Below are 21,519 nucleotides of genomic sequence, written 5' to 3'. Positions count from 1 at the left end.
TGTTTTACCGTGGTCAACGTGGCCGATAGTACCAACGTTAACGTGCGGTTTCGTACGTTCAAATTTTTCTTTAGACACGATCGTGTTCCTTCCTAGTTATGATTCGTCGTGATCATTATTGATCGACGACGCGCCAGAAATTGTTATTTTATGCGCCAACGCCCGTTAGCGCAATATTTGGACGCCCTGATCTCGCAAAAAGTCGTAAACTTTTTGCAGTTCAATCGTCAATTAGTAACCACGCTCTGCAATAATTTTATCTGCGAAGTTTTTCGGCACTTCAGCGTACTCGTGAAACTCCATAGAGTAAGACGCACGGCCTTGAGTTGCAGAACGTAGATCAGTTGCGTAACCGAACATTTCGGATAGTGGTACTTGAGCACGGATGATCTTAAGACCAGCCACACCTTCGTCCATGCCTTCAATGATACCGCGACGACGGTTTAGGTCACCAACAACGTCACCCATCCAGTCTTCCGGAGTGGTTACTTCGACATTCATCATAGGTTCTAGAATCACAGGTTGTGCTTCTAGTGCACCTTTCTTGAATGCCATCGAGCCAGCGATCTTAAACGCCATCTCGCTTGAGTCTACATCGTGGTAAGAACCATCAAATAGTGTAGCTTTAACATCTAGTACAGGGTAACCCGCTAGAACACCACTATTCATTTGCTCTTCGATACCTTTCGATACCGAACTGATGTATTCCTTAGGAATCACACCGCCCACGATTTCGTCTACGAATACGAAACCTTCACCAGGCTCAGAAGGCTCAAGTTTGACCCAAACATGACCGTATTGACCACGACCACCTGATTGACGAACAAACTTACCTTCAACTTCCGCTTTACCACGAATGGTTTCACGGTAAGCAACCTGAGGTTTACCAACGTTACAATCAACGCTGAATTCACGCTTCATACGATCAACGATAATGTCTAGGTGAAGTTCACCCATACCTGAGATCAGAGTCTGACCTGATTCGTCGTCCGTTTCCACGCGGAATGATGGATCTTCCGCGGCTAGTTTACCTAGCGCGATAGCCATTTTCTCTTGGTCTGCCTTAGAACGAGGCTCTACAGCAATCTGAATAACTGGTTCAGGGAACTCCATGCGTTCTAGAATCACTTTGTGGTTCTGATCACACAGTGTGTCACCTGTTGTTACGTCTTTCAGACCGATAGCAGCTGCAATATCACCAGCGCGAACTTCTTTCACTTCTTCACGCTTATTCGCATGCATCTGAACGATACGACCGAAACGCTCTTTCTTCTCTTTTACTGAGTTGTAAACAGCGTCACCCGAGTTTACAACACCGGAGTAAACACGCATGAAAGTTAGCGTGCCCACGAATGGGTCAGTCGCAATCTTAAACGCTAGCGCTGAGAAAGGTTCGTTGTCGTCAGCATGACGCTCAACTTCATTTTCTCTTTCGTCGACACCTTTAATTGCAGGTACGTCAACAGGCGATGGCAAGAACTCAACGACTGCATCCAGTACCGCTTGAACACCTTTGTTCTTAAACGCACTACCACAAGTAGCCAGTACGATTTCGTTATTTAGTGTGCGAGTACGTAGAGCTTGTTTGAGCTCAGCTTCAGTCAATTCACCTTCTTCAAGGTACTTGTCCATCAGCTCTTCGCTAGCTTCAGCAGCGGATTCAACCATGTGGTTGCGCCACTCTTCAGCAAGTTCAATCATGTCAGCTGGGATGTCTTCGTAAGTAAACGAAGTGCCTTGATCGGCATCATTCCAGTTGATCATTTTCATCTTGATAAGGTCGATGACACCTCTGAACTCATCTTCCGCACCAACGTTCAGCTGGATTGGAACAGGAGTCGCACCAAGACGATTCTTAATTTGGTTCACAACGCGTAGGAAGTCTGCGCCCGCACGGTCCATCTTGTTTACAAATACCAAACGTGGAACGTGGTATTTGTCTGCTTGACGCCATACAGTTTCAGACTGAGGTTCAACACCAGATGAGCCACAGAACACAACCACAGCACCATCAAGTACACGAAGAGAACGCTCTACTTCGATAGTAAAGTCAACGTGTCCAGGGGTATCAATGATGTTTACGCGATGCTCAGGGAACTGTGCTTCCATACCACGCCAGAATGTAGTAGTCGCAGCGGATGTGATAGTGATACCACGCTCCTGCTCCTGCTCCATCCAGTCCATGGTTGCTGCACCATCGTGAACTTCGCCGATTTTGTGAGAAAGGCCAGTGTAGAACAGAATACGCTCAGTTGTGGTTGTTTTTCCTGCATCTACGTGAGCACAGATACCGATATTACGGTATAGCTCAATAGGAGTTTTACGAGCCACGATTGTATCCTCTTACTAAGGTGTACCTTAGAGTATAGAAAAGTGCTGCGAGAGAACCTCGCAGCACAGAAGGTATTACCAACGGTAATGAGCGAACGCTTTGTTTGCGTCAGCCATGCGGTGAACGTCTTCACGTTTCTTAACCGCAGTACCTTTGTTCTCAGACGCGTCTAGCATTTCAGCAGCTAGGCGTTGAGCCATAGATTTTTCACCACGCTTGCGCGCAGCTTCAACCAACCAACGCATAGCAAGTGCGTTACGGCGAACCGGACGTACTTCTACAGGTACTTGGTAAGTTGAACCACCAACACGGCGAGATTTAACCTCTACCGCTGGGCGAACGTTTTCAAGAGCTTCTTCAAAAATAGCTAAGTGGTCTTTACCAGACTTTTCAGCCATAGCATCTAGTGCAGTGTAAACGATTTTCTCTGCAGTAGATTTTTTACCGTCAACCATTAGGATGTTAACGAATTTTGCCAGCAATTCAGATTTGAATTTTGGATCTGGAAGGATCTTACGCTGACCAATGACGCGACGACGTGGCATGGATTTATCTCCGTTGTCTTCTTCAGGTTTTATCCAAAACTTTTCAGTTTTTTCAAAAAATTAAAAATAATTTAGTGTTTGGCCTTACTTAACGGAATCCATTAAGACTTAGGACGCTTCACACCGTACTTAGAACGACCTTGTTTACGGTCATTTACGCCAGCACAGTCTAGTGCGCCGCGAACAGTGTGGTAACGCACACCTGGAAGGTCTTTAACACGACCACCACGGATTAGAACAACTGAGTGCTCTTGAAGGTTGTGACCTTCACCGCCGATGTACGATGTAACTTCGAAGCCGTTTGTCAGACGAACACGACAAACTTTACGAAGTGCTGAGTTAGGTTTTTTAGGTGTAGTAGTGTAAACACGAGTACATACACCACGTTTTTGTGGGCACGCTTCTAGTGCAGGCACGTTGCTTTTAACAACTTGCTTTGCACGTGGCTTACGTACCAACTGGTTAATAGTTGCCATTAACTAGCTCCTGATTTACTTGAAAGTAAGCTTTGTGAAAAATCTACCCCCAACTGCCAATGCAGTTAGGGACGCAAAATTCTATGCAGCAGTGAGAGGTGTGTCAAGAAATATACGGATCTTTTTTGTTCAATTAGAACAATTCATCCGTAAAGCTTTGTCGACAGCAAATCTTGTTCAATCCCAAGTTAGGGATTTATCCTGTTTTGCTGTTAGTTCAACGAAGCCTGAGTAATTCACAATCGTCAGCGATGGACTGATACGATTTGCAATACCGCGAGCTTGCGCATCGCTCTCTAACACAAATACGCTGCGGTTTTTTAGATGGGAAAATGCTTTATGTTGCGAGTTAGCAGCGTACACTGCATCTTCTATAAGTAAGATGTCATCCTGTTCACTGCATAAGGGCATGGCGTCTTCTAGAGCAGAGACTGTTTTTATGATGTGTAACATACCTTCCTCAAAAAGACAGTAGCTTGCCAGCGTGTTGTAACTTATCTTTGAGCTGTTCTGAGCTTAACGCTTGGGCTTCAATGACTAAATCCGCTTGCGCCAAACCTCGCTGGGTTAACGACTCTGAACACACAAAGACTTGTTCGATGTCGTATAAATCGAAAAGCTTTAACATCGGCGCGTAATCTTTACTCAAAATATTGTTGGGGTTTTGTCCGAGTAGAAGCTGGTATACCCCGTCACCCACGAAAATGACGCTGATATCTTCACAGTAAGCCGACGCGGCTAACAGTGCATCCACACCTTCACGACCAGCTGCACTGCCATGTGGCGCACTACGAAATAGATAAGTTAACTGACTCAAAACTGTACCACTCTGTCTTGGGTTAACATCGCTTCAGCTAGGCTACCTAAGCCTGCTTGTTCAAAACCATCGGCTAGATTGTTCTGAACCAAACCATGTTGATTCGCTTCTTCTTCACTTACAATCCCGCGACGCAAAGCGGCCGCGACACAAGTTTCTAGGCGAACACCATGCTCTTTAGCCAAAGACTGCCACGCCTTATTGAGATCAAATTCATCGTTAGCTGGCACACTCAAAGCAGTACCATTAGTCACACCATCTTGATAAAAGAAGACGCTCACTAGCTGATGGCCTTGCTCTATCACCGCTTTGGCGAACTGATAAGCACTGCGCGCTGACTGGCTGCCATAAACGGGACCATTCACCACTAACGTGTAAGTCAGTTTGCTCACCTTTCATCATCCTCGGTTTTACGTTGACGAATGTACAAGTAAACGGTGTGTTTTGAAATATTAAGGCGATCCGCGACACGGTTGATGGCATCTTTAATATCGAAGATACCTTTGTCGTACAACTCCATCACGATCTGGCGATTTTTGGTGTTGTTAGACACGGATTTATCCGCATTGATCTCTTCGATGGTGCGTTCAACAGTTTGGTCCACCAGCTCTTCTACGTCACTAGCAAAGTTGACCGAGGAAGCCGCTTCTTTCGCTTCTTGCGTCGGCATGAAAGACTGAAGGACTTGCGAGAAAGGCGCATCCAAGTTGACGTTGATACACAACAAACCAATCACGCGATTTTCGCCATTACGAATGGCGACAGTAATCGACTTCATCAACACGCCACCTTTTGCACGGGTAAAGTACGAACGTGAGAAGTTGCGCTCCGAGCCTTCGATGTCTTTTAGCATCTTAAGCGCTAAATCGGTGATTGGTGAGCCGACTTGGCGCCCCGTGTTTTCACCGTTAGCGATTTTAATTGCAGAGGTATTTAAGTCTTCTAGAGAGTGAAGAACGATTTCACAAAATGGACCTATCAGGCTGGCGATACCATCCACGACCGCCTCATAAGATCTTAAAATGATTTTGTCGTGCTCGGTAAACGGCATCACGTTAACGGATTCCATTTCGAGCAACATCTCCGCGTTTATTGTTTCTGTAGTTGTCATAAGCCTTCGAGCGAAAAATCAACAAATTGGTGTAAGTTTATCAGAAAATTTGAAAAGCAACCTAGCAAACTCACCAACTAGTGACCTAGAACAAAAAAGGCCCGTTAAACGGACCTTTTTCAATAACTTATCGCAGCTTATTGTTATTGCTCTGCGTTGTCGTTCTCAACTTTTAGCAGCTCAACTTCAAATACTAGCGTTGAGTTAGCAGGAATGCTTGGTGTGTCTTGGTCACCGTATGCTAGCTCTGGCGGGATAACGAATTTGAATTTAGAACCCACAGGCATTAGCTGAACACCCTCTGTCCAACCTGGGATTACACGGTTAAGTGGGAACGTTGCAGGTTCACCACGATCGTATGAGCTGTCGAACTGAGTACCGTCGATCAGAGTACCTTTGTAGTGTACTTGAACCGTATCAGTGTCTTTTGGCTTCTCACCTTCAGCTGGTGTCATTACTTGGTATAGAAGACCTGTATCTGTCTTCACTACGCCTTCTTGCTTCTCAAACTCAGCTCGGAAATCATCGCCAGCTTTTTTTGCTTCAGCTGCTTTCTCAGCCGCTTGTGCTTGCATCTTTTCTGCAACACGCTTGTCTAGAGATTCTAGTGCTGCACGTGTTTCTTCTTCATTCAATTCAGCATTGCCTTTGAAGACGTCTTCGATACCTTTTAGTACCAAATCTTTGTTAAGATTAATGCCGATTTCGCTTGGCTTGTCGATGCTTGTGCTTAGGTAGTTAGCAAATGAAACACCGATTGCGTATGCCGCTTTGTCGTCGTCGGTTTTAAAGTGAACCGCTTTACCGGTTTCTGCTTGAACTTGTTCTGCTTGAGGTGCGGTTTCTGTTTTAGTTTCTTCTTTCTGACAACCTACCGCTAGCATAACTGTTGCAGCAAGTAGCGACACTTTTAAAACTGATTTCATTAAATTCTCCCAATAATGGCTCTGCCATTGGTTGTTGTGCACAAATCTTCTATGAGACTAGTGAAGACAATCGTTATACCAATATACTAGCTATATGTCTTAAGACACAAACCGGATTATTAGATGTGATGCAAAGAATTTTTCATTTATTCCTATATTTAATTGTCATCACCACGTTAAATGGTTGCTTTTTCGCCGAGCGTGAAGTGCAGCGTTGGCCGATAGAACCTCAAGGTGCGACGAGCTTCGCACTTAGCAGAGATGGACGGTTTGCTCTGCTCTATTCTCAACAGCGTCATTTGATGTTGTGGGACCTAGAGCAAAATGAACAACTAGCCAACCTGGGTGAACTCGATGCCGATGCCAATGTGGTTTCCCATATCCGCATATCTGACAATGGTCGCTACGCAATTACAGCAAGCCAAATGAACTTCGCAGTTTGGGACCTAGGCTGGACGCAATCCGAAGGCCTTTGGTCTATTTCTGATGCGCTCATTCGCGACGTTGATATCACCAGTAATGGTGAACAAGTTCTGCTTGGGTTATCCAACGGTAAAGCAATTTATGTCAACTTAGTCACCGGGCGTCGCATGGAGTTCCTTGCGCATCGTGAAAAAGTCAATTCCGTGGCCATTTCTCCTAATGGGCGCTTCGCCCTAACCGGAGGTAATGACTATAAAGCGTATCTGTGGGATACCGAAACCGGACAAGTACTACGAACCTTCGAACATGAACAACGAATTGTTCGCGTGGCCCTGCAAAGAGATGGAAAATTAGCAATGACATCTGATGGCGGAAACCAAGCGATTGTTTGGAATTTAAAAACTGGACAAGAAGTCACACAGTTGAGCAGTTGGTCACGCCAATTAATTTTCTCTACCGCACGATTTTCTGACGACGGGACTCAACTAGTCACAGGAAGCCCTTCTGGCCGTGTGTCGATATGGGATACTCAAACCGGAAAACGAATGAGTGGATTTGAAGTGGAGCCCAAAAAATACACTCGCCCTCCCCGTGCGGTCGTGTATGATGCAGCCTTTGATTCAAAACAACGCGTAATTACTGCTACTTCAGCAGGTATTGCCCAAGCTTGGCAGTTAGAGAACGGATCATGACAGAAAAAATCATTCAGCAATTGGAAGCACGCATTAATGACTTAGAATGTCAGCTTGCGTTCCAAGAACAGACTATTGAAGATCTGAACGGAGCTTTATCGCAGCAACAACTGCAAATTACCAAGATGCTCGATCAGATGAAATATGTGGTAGGTAAAGTAAAAAATATGGACTCGTCGTATTTAGCCGATCCGTCAGAAGAAACCCCACCACCGCATTATTAAAATGCAGGCTCAAATAGCATAAAGCCCAGAACATGTTCTGGGCTTTGTTGTATTAATTACTTAAGAAGGTACTCAAGAGGAAGCTATTCGTCGGCGTAGATTTTAACGCTCAGCTCGCCTTGCGTATTAATGCCTGCTCGGTACATGCCAGAACTGTTCATCGCAAAGTGCATCTCACCTTTAGCATCAATGGCAATCAAACCGCCCTCTCCGCCCATCTGTTTGAGATCACCTTGGATAATGTGTTCACAAGCCGTATGAATATCTTCTTGTAAGTAACGCATACGTGCTGCAACGTCTTCCGCAACACGTTTACGAATAAAGAACTCGCCGACACCCGTAGTGGAAACTGCCACGACGCCATTTTCGGCCACCGTACCACAACCAATAAGAGCCGAATCTCCGACTCGGTTGTATTTCTTATTCGTCACGCCACCCGTACTGGTGGCAGCGGCTAAGTTGCCTTGTTGATCTAACGCTACCGCACCAACCGTACCGTGCTTACGGTCATCTGGGTAACGGGACTCGGAAAGAGCAAACAAGCCTTTCTCACGCATAGAAATCAGTTGTTCATAACGACGATCAGTGAAGAAGTAATCTTGCTCGGTATACTCATGGCCTTGCTCAAAAGCAAACTTCTCTGCGCCCTCACCCACCAACAGCACATGATTGCTGTTTCGCATCACGTCACGAGCGAGCTCAATTGGGTTTCTGATATGACGAACCCCAGCGACCGCGCCTGCTGCAAGGTTTCGCCCATCCATCACAGAAGCGTCCATTTCAACCATTTCGTTGTTGGTCAGCACTGAGCCTTTACCCGCATTAAAGTTAGGAGAGTCTTCCAATACTTTCACTGCCGCTACGACGGCATCTAAGGCTTCACCGCCCGTGTCTAGAATTTGATGTCCCGCTTTTACCGCAGCTTCTAAATCCGCCAAGATGGATTGTTGCAGCTCATCGCTCATCTGTTCACGCAAGATGGTGCCCGCACCACCATGAATGGCAATCGAGAAAGGTTTCGTCATCACTTTGTCCAACTGTTATTCCTTGTATGGTTGGCACTACACCTTAGATAAACAAAAAGCGCAAGTTGAAAACTCAACTTGCGCTTTTCAAAGCTTTGCTAGATAAGATTATCTAGTGAAGGAGCTTATGATTAGTGAGAACCACAGCTACCGCCGCCACAGCAGCCGCCTTCTTCTTCGTGATCGTGGTCATGATCGTGACCACCACAACAGCCACCACCTTGGTGGATGTGACCGTGTTCGATCTCTTCTGCTGTTGCTTCACGTGTAGACATAACTTCTACTTCGAAAGTTAGTGTTTGACCAGCTAACATATGGTTACCGTCAACAACCACTTCGTTGCCGTCAACTTCTGTTACTTCAACAGGGATTGGACCTTGGTCAGTGTCAGCTAGGAAGCGCATGCCCACTTCGATTTGCTCAACGCCTTGGAACACGTCCGCAGGAACGCGCTGTACTAGCGCATCGTTGTGCTCACCGTAAGCTTCTTCAGGAGCTACCGTTACTGAGAACTTGTCGCCAGCCACTTTACCTTCAAGTTCTTTTTCAAGACCTGTGATTAGGTTGTTGTGACCGTGAAGGTAATCTAGGGGTGCTTCTGCTGTTGATTGATCAACAACGACACCGTCTTCCATCATTACTTTGTATGCAAGGCTTGCAACAACGTTCTTTTCAATTTTCATACTAACTCCAGGGAGATTAATTGACTTAACCTGAATGGGGTTAAGTACTGAGATATCTGGGTGTATTATGGGGATCAATTATCGAAGTTCAATTACTCCGGCTTAAAAATTCCGATCATTTCCTGATCTGAGTGTTTATTTTTCTCTACAGATTGTGGTTTACGCTGCTCTGTAAACTCACACTCGACACACTCAACTAATTCGATGTTATTTTCAATCCACCAGCGCAGGGTATCTTGCTGGCTGCAATTTGGGCAGCTAGCGCCGGCAATAAAACGTTTCTTGATTTTCACGCTATTTCCTTAGCTTGAGTCTTGGCTCAAGTACTACTTCCAATGATTAGGTGACTGATGGTCGCTCTCCATTTCACGACCAAATATTTCTTCTAGCTCTTTGCGGGCCTCTTTCGCCCTTTGAGCTAATTTCTTATCTTCATTGTGTTGAGGCAATAAGTCCTTAAGCATAGCATTATCCAACTTGCGAAAATGTGCTTCTGCCCGCTTTGCTTGATAAGGATGCATACCCAGTTCTACGAGCGCTTGGCGACCGAGATCTAGCGCCCCTAAAAATGTTTCACGAGAGTAATTCTCTACACCATGACTCATTAACTGGTAAGCCTCGACACGGCTTCTTGCTCGAGCTAACAACTTAAGTTTCGGGAAGTGCACGCGACAAATGTCCACGATGGCCATCACCTCATCAGGTGAATCAGTACAAATAACCAATGCTTCCGCTTTATCAGCGCCAGCTGCCCTCAATAGGTCAATTTGTGTAGCATCGCCATAAAACACTTTGTAACCATACTTACGTAATAGGTGGATTTGGCTGGCATCACTTTCTAATACTGTCACTTTGATTTTATTGGCATACATTAAACGTCCGACGATCTGACCGAAACGTCCAAAGCCTGCAATGATAACGCGTGGTCGGCGATCCACGACTTTCGTGGTCATGCCCTCTTCTTCTTGATTCAGGGTATGAGCAAACCACTTCTTTTGTCCCATCAGCAAAAGAGGAGTCGTCACCATGGATAGACTGACCACCACCAACAGAAACGCCACTTGCTCTTTGGACAAAATGCCCTCTTGGCTCGCCGCGGTAAATATGACAAAGGCAAACTCACCGCCTTGGCTCAAAATTGCAGCCATACGGCTTCTCGCTTTGGCTCCGACACGGGCAGCTCTCGCCAATGCATACAAAACCAAACCCTTAACCACGACCAAAGCCACCACCGCACCGAGAATCTCTAAAGGGTGTAATGCCAATAACCCCAAGTTTACTGCCATGCCCACCGCAATAAAGAATAACCCCAACAACAGACCTTTAAATGGCTCGATAGCGATTTCCAACTCATGGCGATACTCACTCTCTGCCAGCAAAACGCCTGCTAAAAAAGTCCCCAATGCCATCGAAAGGCCGAGCTTTTGCATCACGACCGAAATGCCAAGCACGACTAAAAGTGCAGCAACGGTAAAGAGCTCACGAACGCCGCTCATCACGACAAAACGAAATAGCGGACGTAGTAAAAAGTGACCACCAATCAACAGTGCTACCACACTGCCTAAAATAGTGAAGACATCCAACCAACTTCCACCACTATGCCCGCCTGCTAGCAAGGGCAACATCGCCAGCATCGGGATCACTGCAATATCTTGAAAGAGCAGCACCGCAAAACCAGATTGCCCCGTTTCGGTACCATTAAGCCCTTGCTCTTCAATGACTTTAAGTGCAATCGCCGTCGAGGACAGCGCCAACCCCATCCCGATAACTAAACTCACTTGCATGCTTACGCCAAACATACTGACGACACTACCAATCACGGCGGTCGTGACCACAACCTGCGCACCGCCTAAACCTAAAATCGGCCCTCGCATCTGCCACAATTTTTTAGGGTTTAATTCCAGCCCTATCAAAAACAGTAACAACACAACCCCAAGCTCGGCAAAATGCAAAATGGCATCAACGTCACTAATTAAGCCAAGCCCCCATGGGCCAATCAACACACCAGCGAGTAAATAACCTAAAACCGAGCCAAGCCCAAGGCGCTGAGCAATCGGCACCGCAATAACCGCAGCCGAAAGAAAGACCACACTGCTTTGAAGAAACTCACTGGTGATCGCCATACTGACCTCCTCGATCTGCCGCTTGCCAGTTTTCAAGTGGGTTACTCAGCCATCCACGGTATAACTCGGCATGTTCGTAGCGTTCAATATCTGAAACATTTCTTGACCAATACAACACCAGTGGTTCAATCCAGTGCATTTGGCATAGGGCTGCCGTCAGTTCAAACGGTTGCAAGATTTGCTCAAGTGGGTATTTGTTGTACCCCTTCGCGCTGAAGGCTTCTTCTTTACCACCTGTTGTAATGACACTGCGCCAGTATTTTCCTTCTAGCGCCGCACCTCCGCCAAATGCAAAGCCTTTACCTAACACTCGGTCTAGCCACTCTTTTAATAGGGCTGGACATGAATACATATAAAGTGGGTGGTGAAATACGATCACATCGTGAGCGAGCAACAACTCATGTTCGTAATTCACATCAATAAAGAAATCAGGGTAAACACCGTAAAGATCGTGCACAGTGACGTGATCAAGCGACTGAGCTTTTTTTATCATCACTTGATTGGCAATCGAGTTATGTGGCTCTGGATGAGCATAAATGACCAGAACTTTTGGGAGAATAGACGGTGCAACAGCCAAATGGTCGTCCTTGTGGTTATTTTTATCCGTTATCAAATTGTTATACTTTTTTGTACAGCATAATGCAATTAAAGCGAATCAATCGACTTTTCCGGTCAATACCCCTACTATTCACCGCTAGATATATACCCAAGTGGCTTTAAAAACGATTGAAACCACTTCGCTATGTAACCAATGCAACGCGCACTGCGCAAAGTGAATGAAAACTTTATGATTACCTTCTCTGATATTCAGTTACTGCGTGGCGGTAAACCTCTTTTAGACCAAGCTTCTGCGACTATTCACCCTGGCGATAAAGTCGGTCTTGTGGGCAAAAACGGCTGCGGTAAATCAACGCTGTTTGCCCTACTGAAAGATGAACTGTCAATTGATGCAGGCTCATTTAGCCAACCTCAACATTGGGAGTTGGCCTGGGTCGCACAGGAAACGCCTGCGCTAGAGCGCACTGCACTGGAATACGTCATTGATGGTGATCGCGAATACCGCGCTCTCGAAAAGCAGTTAGCTGAAGCAGAAACACAAGACAACGGAACCCTAGTTGCCGAGATACACGGTAAAATTGAAACCATTGGTGGTTACAGCATTCACGCTCGCGCGGCAGAACTGCTCGATGGTTTAGGGTTCAGCCAAGAGCAAATGAGTTGGAGTTTGACCCAATTCTCGGGTGGTTGGCGTATGCGTCTTAACTTGGCTCAAGCGCTATTGTGTCGTTCTGACTTATTGCTACTCGATGAGCCAACCAACCACTTGGATTTGGACGCGGTAATGTGGTTAGAGCGTTGGCTACAAAACTACCCTGGCACGCTGATTCTGATCTCGCACGACCGAGACTTCCTTGATCCAATTGTTGGTCGCATCATTCACATCGAGAATCAGCAGCTGAACGAATACACGGGTAACTACTCGTCATTCGAAAACCAACGCGCACAAAAGATGGTGTTACAACAAGCGATGTTTGAAAAGCAACAGAAGCAGATGTCGCACATGCAAAGCTACATCGACCGCTTCCGTTACAAAGCATCAAAAGCACGCCAAGCCCAAAGCCGTATCAAAGCTTTGGAGCGCATGGAAAAAGTACTGCCAGCTCAATTCGATAACCCATTTAGCTTCCAATTCCGTGAGCCAGCTGCGCTGCCAAACCCAATCATGATGATGGATGAAGTATCTGCAGGTTACGGTGACAACCTCATCTTAGAGAAGATCCGCTTGAACTTGGTTCCTGGCAGTCGTATTGGTCTACTCGGCCGTAATGGTGCGGGTAAATCGACCTTAATCAAGCTGCTCTCTGGTGAACTTAACGCGCAAGGTGGTGACCTAACTTACTCACAAGGCGTGAAAATTGGTTACTTCGCTCAGCACCAGTTAGAAACGCTTCATCCTGAAGAAACGCCGCTGCAACACATGATGCAAATCGCACCCGATCAAACCGAACAGCAGCTACGTGATTACCTAGGTAGCTTTGGCTTCCAAGGTGACAAAGCACTAGAAAAAGTTGCGCCGTTTTCTGGTGGCGAAAAAGCCCGTTTAGTGCTGGCCTTAATTGTGTGGCAAAAGCCAAACCTGTTGCTACTTGATGAACCAACCAACCACTTGGATTTGGACATGCGTCAGGCATTGACGATGGCACTGCAAACATTCGAAGGTGCGATGGTGATTGTTTCGCACGACCGTTACCTATTGCGTGCTACGACCGATGACTTGTATTTAGTGCATGATCGACAAGTTGCTCCGTTCGATGGTGACTTAAACGACTACTACAAGTGGTTAACTGAGCAACAAAGAGCGGAACGCAAAGAAGCACAAGCCGCACAGCCAGCCAAAGATAGCGCCAACAGCGCGGCAGCGAAAAAAGAGCAGAAACGTCGCGATGCAGAGTTTCGAAAACAGACAGCGCCAATTCGCAAAACGCTGACACAATTAGAAAATAAAATGGATAAGTTAGGTGCTGCACTGGCCGAAGCTGAAGAACAATTGGCGGACAACTCACTGTATGCGGCCGAAAATAAAGCTAAACTTAACCAAGTGCTGGCACTTCAAGCTTCCAGTAAAGCTGAGCTCGAAGAAATTGAAATGGAATGGATGTCTGCTCAAGAAACGTTGGAGCAGATGGAGCTAGAGTTTAATCAATGAGTAATCAACACGCTGAATACACACTCACCCTAGAACACCTTTGGCAGTTTAGTCTGCAATTTTATGGTGTGCGAGAAGTGAAAGAGGCGTGTTTATCATTACAGAACAACTACCACGGTAACGTGAACCTACTCCTGCTGCTCAGATGGCTCGATGAGCAGCAACTCATTTTCCAAGAAAAAGACTGGCCCTTGGTGCAAGACTGTCTAGGTAGGAGCGAAACTTTACTTCACTCCTTTCGCGACCTTCGTCGCCACCTTAAGTCTCAAGTCAATGACGCTTTGTATCGTGAGACCTTGCAGTTTGAGCTGCAACTAGAAAAGCAGCAACAAGCGGATTTGGTGGACTGCATTAACTCACTTGCACTACTCAAAAATGATGGTGACCCACTGACGTTGAGATACTGTCGTCAACTCGGTGGGGAGCATTTGCAACAGGCCTTTGCTATTCCGGTGCCAAACATTCACCCACCAAAACGCCCATAAATCTGTAGAATACCTATAATCTTTATAAAGGATTATATTAATAAGTTCTTCAACGGACACCGAAGGACCGCATAAGAGCAGTTAGGTATGACACAATTTTTCGCAGCCGCCGGGATCAAAAACCCGCATCTCCAAACGCTTTTGCCGCGTTTTATTCGCAAAAAAGCGTTATTTACGCCGATTTGGCAAACCCTCGATACATCCGATGGCGACTTTCTCGATCTCGCGTGGAGCGAGGACCCAACCCAAGAGCCTGCACAAAAAAAGCCGATTTTTGTTTTATTTCATGGGTTAGAGGGGTGCTTCTATAGCCCTTATGCCAATGGGTTAATGAATGCATTTGCTCAATCTGGATGGCTGTCGGTGATGATGCATTTTCGTGGCTGCAGCGGTAAACCAAACAAAAAAGCACGAGCTTACCACTCGGGTGAAGTGACGGATGCTCGTTACTTCCTAGAGCACCTTGAACAACGTTTTCCTGATAATCCCAAAGTTGCAGTTGGTATTTCTCTTGGCGGTAACATGTTGGCGAATTATTTAGCCCAATATAAAGACCACCCTATTTTGAATGCAGCGACTATTATCTCAGCGCCTTTAGACCTAGCTGCGTGTGCAAACCGTATTGAACAAGGCTTTTCGAAAGTGTATCGCCGTTACCTGCTTTCTTCACTGAAACGTAACGCGTTACAAAAGCATCATCTACTGCACGGCGAGCTTGCGCTGTCCTACAACTCAATAAAACGTGTCACACGGCTGTATGAATTCGATGATTTGATCACCGCACCATTGCATGGCTTTAAAGACGCACAAGATTATTACGATCAATGTTCAGGCTTAAGTAAATTACAACAGATCACGCTACCGACACTGATCATTCACGCCAAAGACGATCCATTCATGACCGACGATGTGATCCCGAAATTTGTTCTGCCAGATAACATTGATTACCGTCTCTTTGAACACGGTGGCCATGTTGGCTTCCTGACAGGAACGGCGTTAAAACCTAAGTTTTGGTTGGAGGAAGCGCTGCCCGCGTATTACGAAAGTATCGCCGCAGATTACCTTTCTGCTGTATCCAAGCAACGAACGCAGTAAACTAGCCGCTCATCATAAAAGTTAGAGGTATTTATGATCATTCCATGGCAAGACATTGCGCCGGAAACATTGGAAAACTTAATTCGTGAATTCGTCTTACGCGAAGGAACGGATTACGGAACCGTCGAGGTTTCTTTGCAAGACAAAATTGATCAAGTTAAAGCTCAATTGGAAAAAGGTGAAGCGGTTATCGTGTTCTCTGAGCTACACGAAACCGTCGATATTCAGCATAAAACAAAATTTTAGACCCTTCACATTTTACCGTATCCCACTCGATGACAAGGTATTGTTACGTGCTATAGTGGGATATCGACCGTGCAGTAGTAACTCTACTGCACATTACAGGTAAGTAATTTTCGACAAGGTTTGTCATGTCAGCTAAACACCCAATTATTGCGGTTACTGGTTCGTCCGGTGCCGGCACGACCACTACATCTGAAGCCTTCCGTAAAATGTTCAATATGATGAACGTTAAACCCGCATGGGTTGAAGGCGATAGCTTCCATCGCTTTACTCGCCCAGAAATGGACATCGAAATTCGCAAAGCCCGCGAGCAAGGTCGACACATTAGCTACTTTGGCCCACAAGCTAATGACTTCCCGGGATTAGAAGAGTTTTTCCGTAAGTTCGGGCATGACGGCACTGGCAGCGTGCGCCGTTATCTGCACACGTTTGACGAAGCGGTTCCCTACAATCAAATGCCAGGCACGTTTACACCGTGGCAAGACTTACCCGAAAACAGCGACGTGCTGTTTTATGAAGGGTTACATGGTGGCGTGGTCGATGGCGATGTTAATGTTGCTCAACATGTGGATTTCTTAATTGGCATGGTGCCGATTGTGAACTTAGAGTGGATCCAAAAATTCGTACGTGACACTCGCGATCGCGGCCATTCGCGTGAAGCGGTAATGGACTCAATCGTGCGATCCATGGACGATTACCTCAACTATATCACTCCGCAGTTTTCTCGTACTCACATCAACTTCCAGCGCGTACCGACCGTTGATACTTCCAACCCACTTAATGCAAAAGGCATCCCTAGTTTGGATGAGAGTTTTGTGGTGATTCGCCTACGCGGTATCAAGAATGTCGACTTCCCATATCTGCTGGCCATGATTGATGGCTCATTCATGTCACGCCACAACACGATTGTCGTACCCGGCGGTAAGATGAGCTTTGCAATGGAGCTCATAGTTCGGCCTATCCTACAACAGCTCATCGAAACAGGGAAAATTGGCTAAAAACCTGCCTGCGAAGATGTTTACTTTTCATACCGTGATCATGTGCACAGTTTTGCTTACAAAATCTCAATCATGGCACGATTAAAATCAAGAAATCGTTTTCGAAAAAGGATACTATTTCTTACCGAAACACAAGAGAGCTTGCAGCATATAAAAAGTGCTCTTATTCTAGTAGGCCTAATTCAGGCTTAGCTAAAATATGGATAGCGCAAGCGTACCCTGCAGAGGAAGTGAGATATTATGGTTCTAGGTAAACCTCAAACCGACCCAACATTAGAGTGGTTTCTTTCACACTGTCATATTCATAAGTACCCTTCAAAGAGCACGCTAATTCACGCGGGCGAAAAGGCAGAAACTTTGTACTACATCGTTAAAGGTTCTGTTGCGGTTCTTATCAAAGACGAAGAAGGTAAGGAGATGATCCTTTCTTACCTAAACCAAGGAGACTTTATTGGTGAACTTGGTCTATTCGAGGAAGACCAAGAGCGCACAGCTTGGGTTCGTGCTAAATCTCCTTGTGAAGTTGCTGAAATTTCTTTCAAGAAGTTCCGTCAGCTTATCCAAGTAAACCCAGACATCCTAATGCGTCTTTCTGCGCAGATGGCTCGTCGTCTTCAAGTAACTAGCCAAAAAGTGGGTGACCTGGCGTTCCTAGACGTAACTGGTCGTATCGCTCAGACGCTTCTGAACCTTGCAAAACAACCAGACGCAATGACTCACCCAGACGGCATGCAAATCAAGATCACTCGTCAAGAAATCGGTCAAATTGTTGGCTGTTCTCGTGAGACAGTAGGTCGTATCTTGAAGATGCTAGAAGAGCAGAACCTAATCTCTGCTCACGGTAAAACCATCGTGGTTTACGGTACTCGTTAATCTCAAACTAGAGTGACACGAACAAAATTATAAAAGCCACCAATGGCAACATTGGTGGCTTTTTATTTGCTCATGACCAAATGAGATAGGGTGCAGCGAACACTAATGAGTAAGCTTAACAGGTTAACCCTAAAACTTAGCCATTCGTACTTTCAAAGATTTTGTCAGCTGAAGCGGCCACGAAACCTGGGTACAAATCACCATTTTCCATCGGATAGCGCTTAGCAAATTCATAAAACCCGCCAGGGATAATTTCAGTGCCTTCGCTAAAACGAACCGCTACTTTATCTGCCATGGTCGATGACTGCTCTAGCAACACCTCAGGAGTGCCCTTCACTTCACCACCATTTTCATTAATGGTAAACCCAGCGGTACGCAGATGATCGTTTACCTGCTTCACTTCTTCATATTCATTGAGCTGGTTAACGCTCACCGTGAAGTGGTTTGCTCCGTAACCATGCGCCGCAAGCCAAGATGCGTACTCACTTTCTTTAGCCAACGTTTGGTAATCAGCAAAGCTTAAATCCCACAAGCGTCCACCATGTAAGAATGCGCTATCGTTCAGCTTGTCAACATCGACTTGTGCCATCAAATTTTTCACAATCTCTTGTAGCTCAGGAGAGCACTCTTCAACTTTTAGCTCACTAATAAATACTTTAGGTTGCTTCGGATCTGGGTGCTCATAGTGCTTAGCAACCAACTTTTTGCTTTCGAAAACGTAATCACCACACGCCTTGTAACCGATAGCTACAAATGGCTTAGCTAGAGTTTCAATACCAAGAGGCGCGATATTGAAGGTACGTAAAGCTATATGATCATTAATCAGAGGCTCATCTTCTTGAAGCAGCTGATGCACTTTAGCCGCCGAAGGGCAAAGACGTTGAATGTAATCTTGCCATAGCGATTCAAATAACACATCGGGCGTCATAACGACTCCTTGTTACGAGATGTAGAGTTTAAAGGTAAGCGGAAGTTGGCTGCTCGTTCACAACAAAAGTTGTCCAGAATAATGAACGAGCAACCATCAACCTGTGACGGTAAATGCCAGTCAGTCAACACGCTTTTCCGAGTCTTTGCTCACTTTTCGTGTTCTGCCAACGATCACTACAACCCATACCTAAATGATGCGCCGGCAAGGTGAGCCGCAATGCATAGTTGCGACTCTATTATTAAAACTTATAGCACTACACCTGGACTCAATGTTGCAGGCAAGACAGTTTCTTGACCTTCCATTGATGCCATTGGGTACGCACAGTAATCTGCTGCGTAGTAAGCGCTTGGGCGCAAGTTACCCGACGCCCCCGGACCACCAAATGGCGCATCACCGCTTGCCCCAGTAAGCTGGCGGTTACGGTTCACGATTCCTGCACGAATGTGGTCAACGAAGTATTCCCATTCTTGGTCGTCGGTTGAAACCAAACCAGCAGATAAGCCAAAGCGCGTATCGTTTGCTAGCGCCACGGCTTTGTCTAATCCTTCGTAGCGCACCACTTGCAGAAGTGGGCCGAAGTACTCTTCATCTGGTAACTCAGCAATGTTCGTTACATCAATGATGCCTGGAGAAACAAACGCCGCCTCTCCTGCTTTCGCTTCAATCAAGCTTTCACCGCCAAGAGACTGTAGATTAGCTTGTGCATCAAGAATAAACTTGGCTGCCGCGACCGAAATTTGCGGTCCCATAAATGGCGCAGGTTCTGCAAATGGTTGGTCTACGCGAATATTGCGTGTCGCTTCAACGAGCTTGGTGATAAGCGCATCGCCTTTTTCACCCAATGGTACATACAAACGACGAGCACACGTACAACGCTGCCCAGCACTGATAAACGCTGACTGGATGATGGTATAAACCGTGGCATCCAAATCACCGTATTTATCAGAGATCACCATCGGGTTATTACCCCCCATTTCTAGTGCGAGCATCTTGCCCGGTTGACCCGCAAATTGACGGTGTAATACATGCCCCGTATTCGCGCTACCCGTAAACAGTACGCCATCAATGCCTTTAGCGTCAGCGAGGGCGATACCAGTTTCTTTCGCGCCTTGGACAAGGTTAATCACGCCTTTCGGCAGACCGGCTTCTTCCCATAGCTTCATTGCCAATTCACCCGTCCATGGCGTTTGCTCAGACGGTTTGAAGACTACCGTGTTACCAGCCAGTAGCGCAGGCACAATGTGACCATTTGGTAGGTGGCCTGGGAAGTTGTAAGGACCAAACACCGCCATCACGCCCAATGGGCGGTGGCGCAATACGATTTGGTTGCCTGCTGCTTCACGGCTCGCCTCACCAGTGCGGTCATGATAAGCGCGAATCGAAATGGCAATTTTACCTGCCATGGCTGCAGCTTCAGTGCGCGTTTCCCAAATTGGCTTACCAGTTTCTTTGGCAATGACTTCGGCGATTTTTTCGCTGTTCTCTTTTACTTTCTCCGCAAAAGCCAACACGATTGCCTCACGCTCTGAAAATGGGCGCTTTTTCCAGTCAATAAACGCTTCACGCGCTGCAGATACCGCCTGGTTCACCTGCTCTGCCGTTGCACCTTTGCCTTGCCAGATCACTTCTTGGTTGTACGGCGACAGAGACGTAAATGCTTCACCCTGACCTTGTACCCATTCACCTGCAATCCAATGTGTCATTGTTTCTATCCTTAAATTCTGTCGTCTGTTACTGCGGAAGAAGGCGAACGAAATCCCCTTCTTCAACCGAAAGTGCATCCGCAACGTCTGGTGCAATCATCACGCTTTGTGTTTCTGCGTCATACGCCGCTTTAGTGACTGTCGCACGGAAGTTCTCGAAAGATGAATTACACATCAAGAAGTCTTGTGTGCTGGAATGTTCAGAGATTTTGACTTGCGCACGGAATGAATGACGTACCGACTCAATATTACGCAGATCACACTCAACCGTTGGACCACCGTCGAAGATGTCGACGTAGCCTCGGTTGGTAAAACCTTCACGCTCAAGCAGCTTCAGCGCTGGACGCGTGTTGTCATGTACTTGACCAATCACGGCTTGCGCTTCTGGGCTGAGCAGGTTGATGTAAATAGGCAGTTTCGGCATCAAGTCGGCGATAAAGCCTTTCTTGCCGATGCCTGTCAGGTAATCTGCAAGCGTGAAATCGATAGAGAAGAAATGCTCTTGAAGCCATTGCCAGAATGGTGAATTACCCTCGTCGTCTGAAACGCCACGCATCTCCGCAAAGATCGTTTCAGAGAAGCGCTCTGGGTGCTCTGCCATCATTAGGAAACGACACTTCGACATTAGACGACCATTCAGACCTTGGCGGAATTTCTCACGCAAGAACAAGGTACAAATTTCGCTGTTACCCGTGTAGTTATTACCAAAAGTAAGCAGTTTAACGACGTTGTTAACGCCAAGCTTTGGCGACGAGTGCACAACTTTACTAATGTGATATGAGTAAAATGGGACATCCCAGCCGATAGATGCTTCGATTCCGGTGGTACCCGCAACCTCACCCGTTTCAGAGTCAAAGCCAACCATCAGGTAGCCTTCATCGCCTGGTTCTGCCACATCTGGCTTACCAAAGCTGTACTCTGAATGTTTGATTCGATTGGTTAACAGTTCTTCGTTAACCGGTAGAGATGTAAATCCGTGACCAGACTCCACCGCACAAGTGTGCAGTGCGTCGTAATCCGACATCGCGATAGGGCGAACTACTAGCATCAATACTCCCTCCAGATGCAAGAAGATCCTAACTATATTGTAGGAACAATTCCCCCATC

At 46.3% G+C, this 21,519-nt stretch carries 24 protein-coding genes; 8 read left to right on the top strand and 16 right to left on the bottom strand.

Translation table 11 applies throughout. The features are described from left to right. Window positions 1-231: 231 nt before the first annotated feature. The 8 genes from fusA to fkpA all read right to left on the bottom strand — a co-directional run bounded on the left by fusA (window position 232) and on the right by fkpA (window position 6,207). Complete coding sequence (fusA, locus tag R7P64_RS23095; protein ID WP_213898835.1) at window positions 232-2,331, bottom strand: elongation factor G; 2,100 nt, start codon at window positions 2,329-2,331, stop codon at window positions 232-234. Between the two features lie 75 nt (window positions 2,332-2,406). After that, window positions 2,407-2,877, bottom strand: coding sequence for a 30S ribosomal protein S7 (rpsG, locus tag R7P64_RS23090; RefSeq protein WP_005382796.1), 471 nt, complete (start codon window positions 2,875-2,877; stop codon window positions 2,407-2,409). A gap of 101 nt (window positions 2,878-2,978) precedes the next feature. Beyond that, on the bottom strand, window positions 2,979-3,353 hold the full coding sequence (rpsL, locus tag R7P64_RS23085; protein ID WP_004399892.1) for a 30S ribosomal protein S12: 375 nt from the start codon (window positions 3,351-3,353) through the stop codon (window positions 2,979-2,981). Window positions 3,354-3,530: 177 nt separating this feature from the next. Beyond that, window positions 3,531-3,806, bottom strand: a complete 276-nt coding sequence (tusB, locus tag R7P64_RS23080; protein WP_005382799.1) for a sulfurtransferase complex subunit TusB — start codon at window positions 3,804-3,806, stop codon at window positions 3,531-3,533. A gap of 7 nt (window positions 3,807-3,813) precedes the next feature. Next, window positions 3,814-4,170 carry a sulfurtransferase complex subunit TusC gene (tusC, locus tag R7P64_RS23075; RefSeq protein ID WP_213898832.1) on the bottom strand — a complete coding sequence of 119 codons (357 nt, stop codon included), beginning with the start codon at window positions 4,168-4,170 and terminating at the stop codon, window positions 3,814-3,816. Further along, on the bottom strand, window positions 4,167-4,562 hold the full coding sequence (gene tusD / locus R7P64_RS23070) for a sulfurtransferase complex subunit TusD (protein ID WP_017821752.1): 396 nt from the start codon (window positions 4,560-4,562) through the stop codon (window positions 4,167-4,169). The genes tusC and tusD overlap by 4 nt, the downstream gene beginning before the upstream one ends. After that, window positions 4,559-5,281, bottom strand: coding sequence for a transcriptional regulator (locus tag R7P64_RS23065; protein ID WP_005382804.1), 723 nt, complete (start codon window positions 5,279-5,281; stop codon window positions 4,559-4,561). Before R7P64_RS23065 ends, tusD begins: the two co-directional genes overlap by 4 nt. 143 nt (window positions 5,282-5,424) lie before the next feature. Continuing rightward, window positions 5,425-6,207: an FKBP-type peptidyl-prolyl cis-trans isomerase gene (gene fkpA / locus R7P64_RS23060; protein WP_017821751.1), complete on the bottom strand. Its 783-nt coding sequence runs from the start codon at window positions 6,205-6,207 to the stop codon at window positions 5,425-5,427. A gap of 128 nt (window positions 6,208-6,335) precedes the next feature. On the opposite strand from fkpA, the gene R7P64_RS23055 reads away from it, so the two are divergent. Then, a complete protein-coding gene (locus R7P64_RS23055; RefSeq protein ID WP_318124012.1) occupies window positions 6,336-7,322 on the top strand; it encodes a hypothetical protein in 987 nt (328 codons plus the stop codon). Beyond that, window positions 7,319-7,546: a SlyX family protein gene (locus R7P64_RS23050; RefSeq protein ID WP_318124010.1), complete on the top strand. Its 228-nt coding sequence runs from the start codon at window positions 7,319-7,321 to the stop codon at window positions 7,544-7,546. Before R7P64_RS23055 ends, R7P64_RS23050 begins: the two co-directional genes overlap by 4 nt. Window positions 7,547-7,629: 83 nt before the next feature. Here R7P64_RS23050 and R7P64_RS23045 read toward each other — a convergent pair whose 3' ends face one another. The 5 genes from R7P64_RS23045 to kefG all read right to left on the bottom strand — a co-directional run bounded on the left by R7P64_RS23045 (window position 7,630) and on the right by kefG (window position 11,954). Continuing rightward, a complete protein-coding gene (locus tag R7P64_RS23045) occupies window positions 7,630-8,571 on the bottom strand; it encodes an isoaspartyl peptidase/L-asparaginase family protein (RefSeq protein WP_085570109.1) in 942 nt (313 codons plus the stop codon). A gap of 131 nt (window positions 8,572-8,702) precedes the next feature. Beyond that, window positions 8,703-9,254 (bottom strand): peptidylprolyl isomerase, encoded by a 552-nt coding sequence (gene slyD, locus R7P64_RS23040; RefSeq protein ID WP_005381451.1) that lies wholly within the window; start codon window positions 9,252-9,254, stop codon window positions 8,703-8,705. Window positions 9,255-9,346: 92 nt separating this feature from the next. Beyond that, window positions 9,347-9,547: a YheV family putative zinc ribbon protein gene (locus R7P64_RS23035; protein ID WP_005381449.1), complete on the bottom strand. Its 201-nt coding sequence runs from the start codon at window positions 9,545-9,547 to the stop codon at window positions 9,347-9,349. Between the two features lie 33 nt (window positions 9,548-9,580). Further along, a complete protein-coding gene (gene kefB, locus R7P64_RS23030; protein ID WP_005382809.1) occupies window positions 9,581-11,377 on the bottom strand; it encodes a glutathione-regulated potassium-efflux system protein KefB in 1,797 nt (598 codons plus the stop codon). Then, window positions 11,361-11,954 (bottom strand): glutathione-regulated potassium-efflux system ancillary protein KefG, encoded by a 594-nt coding sequence (kefG, locus tag R7P64_RS23025; protein ID WP_005381444.1) that lies wholly within the window; start codon window positions 11,952-11,954, stop codon window positions 11,361-11,363. The genes kefB and kefG overlap by 17 nt, the downstream gene beginning before the upstream one ends. Before the next feature lie 210 nt (window positions 11,955-12,164). On the opposite strand from kefG, the gene R7P64_RS23020 reads away from it, so the two are divergent. The 6 genes from R7P64_RS23020 to crp all read left to right on the top strand — a co-directional run bounded on the left by R7P64_RS23020 (window position 12,165) and on the right by crp (window position 17,778). After that, window positions 12,165-14,084, top strand: coding sequence for an ABC transporter ATP-binding protein (locus R7P64_RS23020; RefSeq protein ID WP_206954848.1), 1,920 nt, complete (start codon window positions 12,165-12,167; stop codon window positions 14,082-14,084). Then, a complete protein-coding gene (locus tag R7P64_RS23015; RefSeq protein WP_213964604.1) occupies window positions 14,081-14,569 on the top strand; it encodes a TIGR02444 family protein in 489 nt (162 codons plus the stop codon). The genes R7P64_RS23020 and R7P64_RS23015 overlap by 4 nt, the downstream gene beginning before the upstream one ends. A gap of 87 nt (window positions 14,570-14,656) precedes the next feature. Then, window positions 14,657-15,664, top strand: a complete 1,008-nt coding sequence (locus R7P64_RS23010; RefSeq protein ID WP_033907159.1) for a hydrolase — start codon at window positions 14,657-14,659, stop codon at window positions 15,662-15,664. Between the two features lie 33 nt (window positions 15,665-15,697). Beyond that, the gene (locus tag R7P64_RS23005; protein ID WP_005382815.1) at window positions 15,698-15,910 is read left to right on the top strand and encodes a YheU family protein; all 213 of its coding nucleotides are present in this window, start codon (window positions 15,698-15,700) and stop codon (window positions 15,908-15,910) included. A 125-nt stretch (window positions 15,911-16,035) separates the two neighbouring features. Then, window positions 16,036-16,905: a phosphoribulokinase gene (locus R7P64_RS23000; RefSeq protein WP_005381434.1), complete on the top strand. Its 870-nt coding sequence runs from the start codon at window positions 16,036-16,038 to the stop codon at window positions 16,903-16,905. 240 nt (window positions 16,906-17,145) lie between these two features. Continuing rightward, window positions 17,146-17,778: a cAMP-activated global transcriptional regulator CRP gene (gene crp, locus R7P64_RS22995; RefSeq protein WP_005381432.1), complete on the top strand. Its 633-nt coding sequence runs from the start codon at window positions 17,146-17,148 to the stop codon at window positions 17,776-17,778. 136 nt (window positions 17,779-17,914) lie between these two features. Here crp and R7P64_RS22990 read toward each other — a convergent pair whose 3' ends face one another. The 3 genes from R7P64_RS22990 to astA all read right to left on the bottom strand — a co-directional run bounded on the left by R7P64_RS22990 (window position 17,915) and on the right by astA (window position 21,460). Then, window positions 17,915-18,706: a DUF1338 domain-containing protein gene (locus R7P64_RS22990; protein ID WP_136977021.1), complete on the bottom strand. Its 792-nt coding sequence runs from the start codon at window positions 18,704-18,706 to the stop codon at window positions 17,915-17,917. A 248-nt stretch (window positions 18,707-18,954) separates the two neighbouring features. Next, window positions 18,955-20,412 carry a succinylglutamate-semialdehyde dehydrogenase gene (astD, locus tag R7P64_RS22985; protein ID WP_025768787.1) on the bottom strand — a complete coding sequence of 486 codons (1,458 nt, stop codon included), beginning with the start codon at window positions 20,410-20,412 and terminating at the stop codon, window positions 18,955-18,957. Between the two features lie 28 nt (window positions 20,413-20,440). After that, window positions 20,441-21,460, bottom strand: coding sequence for an arginine N-succinyltransferase (astA, locus tag R7P64_RS22980; RefSeq protein WP_005381422.1), 1,020 nt, complete (start codon window positions 21,458-21,460; stop codon window positions 20,441-20,443). Window positions 21,461-21,519: the final 59 nt, after the last annotated feature.

It is taken from the genome of Vibrio sp. 2304, from assembly GCF_033339475.1.
In the GTDB taxonomy this organism is placed as follows: Bacteria; Pseudomonadota; Gammaproteobacteria; order Enterobacterales; family Vibrionaceae; genus Vibrio; species Vibrio alginolyticus.
The sequence above is the reverse complement of the archived record's forward strand: the minus strand, read 5'-3'. Positions and strand labels throughout refer to the sequence as shown.

Bases quoted from the DNA above. Each gene is read 5' to 3' on its own strand.
- R7P64_RS23065 (WP_005382804.1), bottom strand. From the start codon at position 5,281: ATGACAACTACAGAAACAATAAACGCGGAGATGTTGCTCGAAATGGAA.
- slyD (WP_005381451.1), bottom strand. From the start codon at position 9,254: ATGAAAATTGAAAAGAACGTTGTTGCAAGCCTTGCATACAAAGTAATG.
- fkpA (WP_017821751.1), bottom strand. From the start codon at position 6,207: ATGAAATCAGTTTTAAAAGTGTCGCTACTTGCTGCAACAGTTATGCTA.
- R7P64_RS22990 (WP_136977021.1), bottom strand. From the start codon at position 18,706: ATGACGCCCGATGTGTTATTTGAATCGCTATGGCAAGATTACATTCAA.
- R7P64_RS23045 (WP_085570109.1), bottom strand. From the start codon at position 8,571: ATGACGAAACCTTTCTCGATTGCCATTCATGGTGGTGCGGGCACCATC.
- rpsL (WP_004399892.1), bottom strand. From the start codon at position 3,353: ATGGCAACTATTAACCAGTTGGTACGTAAGCCACGTGCAAAGCAAGTT.
- R7P64_RS23000 (WP_005381434.1), top strand. From the start codon at position 16,036: ATGTCAGCTAAACACCCAATTATTGCGGTTACTGGTTCGTCCGGTGCC.
- astD (WP_025768787.1), bottom strand. From the start codon at position 20,412: ATGACACATTGGATTGCAGGTGAATGGGTACAAGGTCAGGGTGAAGCA.
- astA (WP_005381422.1), bottom strand. From the start codon at position 21,460: ATGCTAGTAGTTCGCCCTATCGCGATGTCGGATTACGACGCACTGCAC.
- rpsG (WP_005382796.1), bottom strand. From the start codon at position 2,877: ATGCCACGTCGTCGCGTCATTGGTCAGCGTAAGATCCTTCCAGATCCA.
- R7P64_RS23005 (WP_005382815.1), top strand. From the start codon at position 15,698: ATGATCATTCCATGGCAAGACATTGCGCCGGAAACATTGGAAAACTTA.
- R7P64_RS23050 (WP_318124010.1), top strand. From the start codon at position 7,319: ATGACAGAAAAAATCATTCAGCAATTGGAAGCACGCATTAATGACTTA.
- tusB (WP_005382799.1), bottom strand. From the start codon at position 3,806: ATGTTACACATCATAAAAACAGTCTCTGCTCTAGAAGACGCCATGCCC.
- R7P64_RS23010 (WP_033907159.1), top strand. From the start codon at position 14,657: ATGACACAATTTTTCGCAGCCGCCGGGATCAAAAACCCGCATCTCCAA.
- R7P64_RS23015 (WP_213964604.1), top strand. From the start codon at position 14,081: ATGAGTAATCAACACGCTGAATACACACTCACCCTAGAACACCTTTGG.
- R7P64_RS23020 (WP_206954848.1), top strand. From the start codon at position 12,165: ATGATTACCTTCTCTGATATTCAGTTACTGCGTGGCGGTAAACCTCTT.
- crp (WP_005381432.1), top strand. From the start codon at position 17,146: ATGGTTCTAGGTAAACCTCAAACCGACCCAACATTAGAGTGGTTTCTT.
- kefB (WP_005382809.1), bottom strand. From the start codon at position 11,377: ATGGCGATCACCAGTGAGTTTCTTCAAAGCAGTGTGGTCTTTCTTTCG.
- R7P64_RS23055 (WP_318124012.1), top strand. From the start codon at position 6,336: ATGCAAAGAATTTTTCATTTATTCCTATATTTAATTGTCATCACCACG.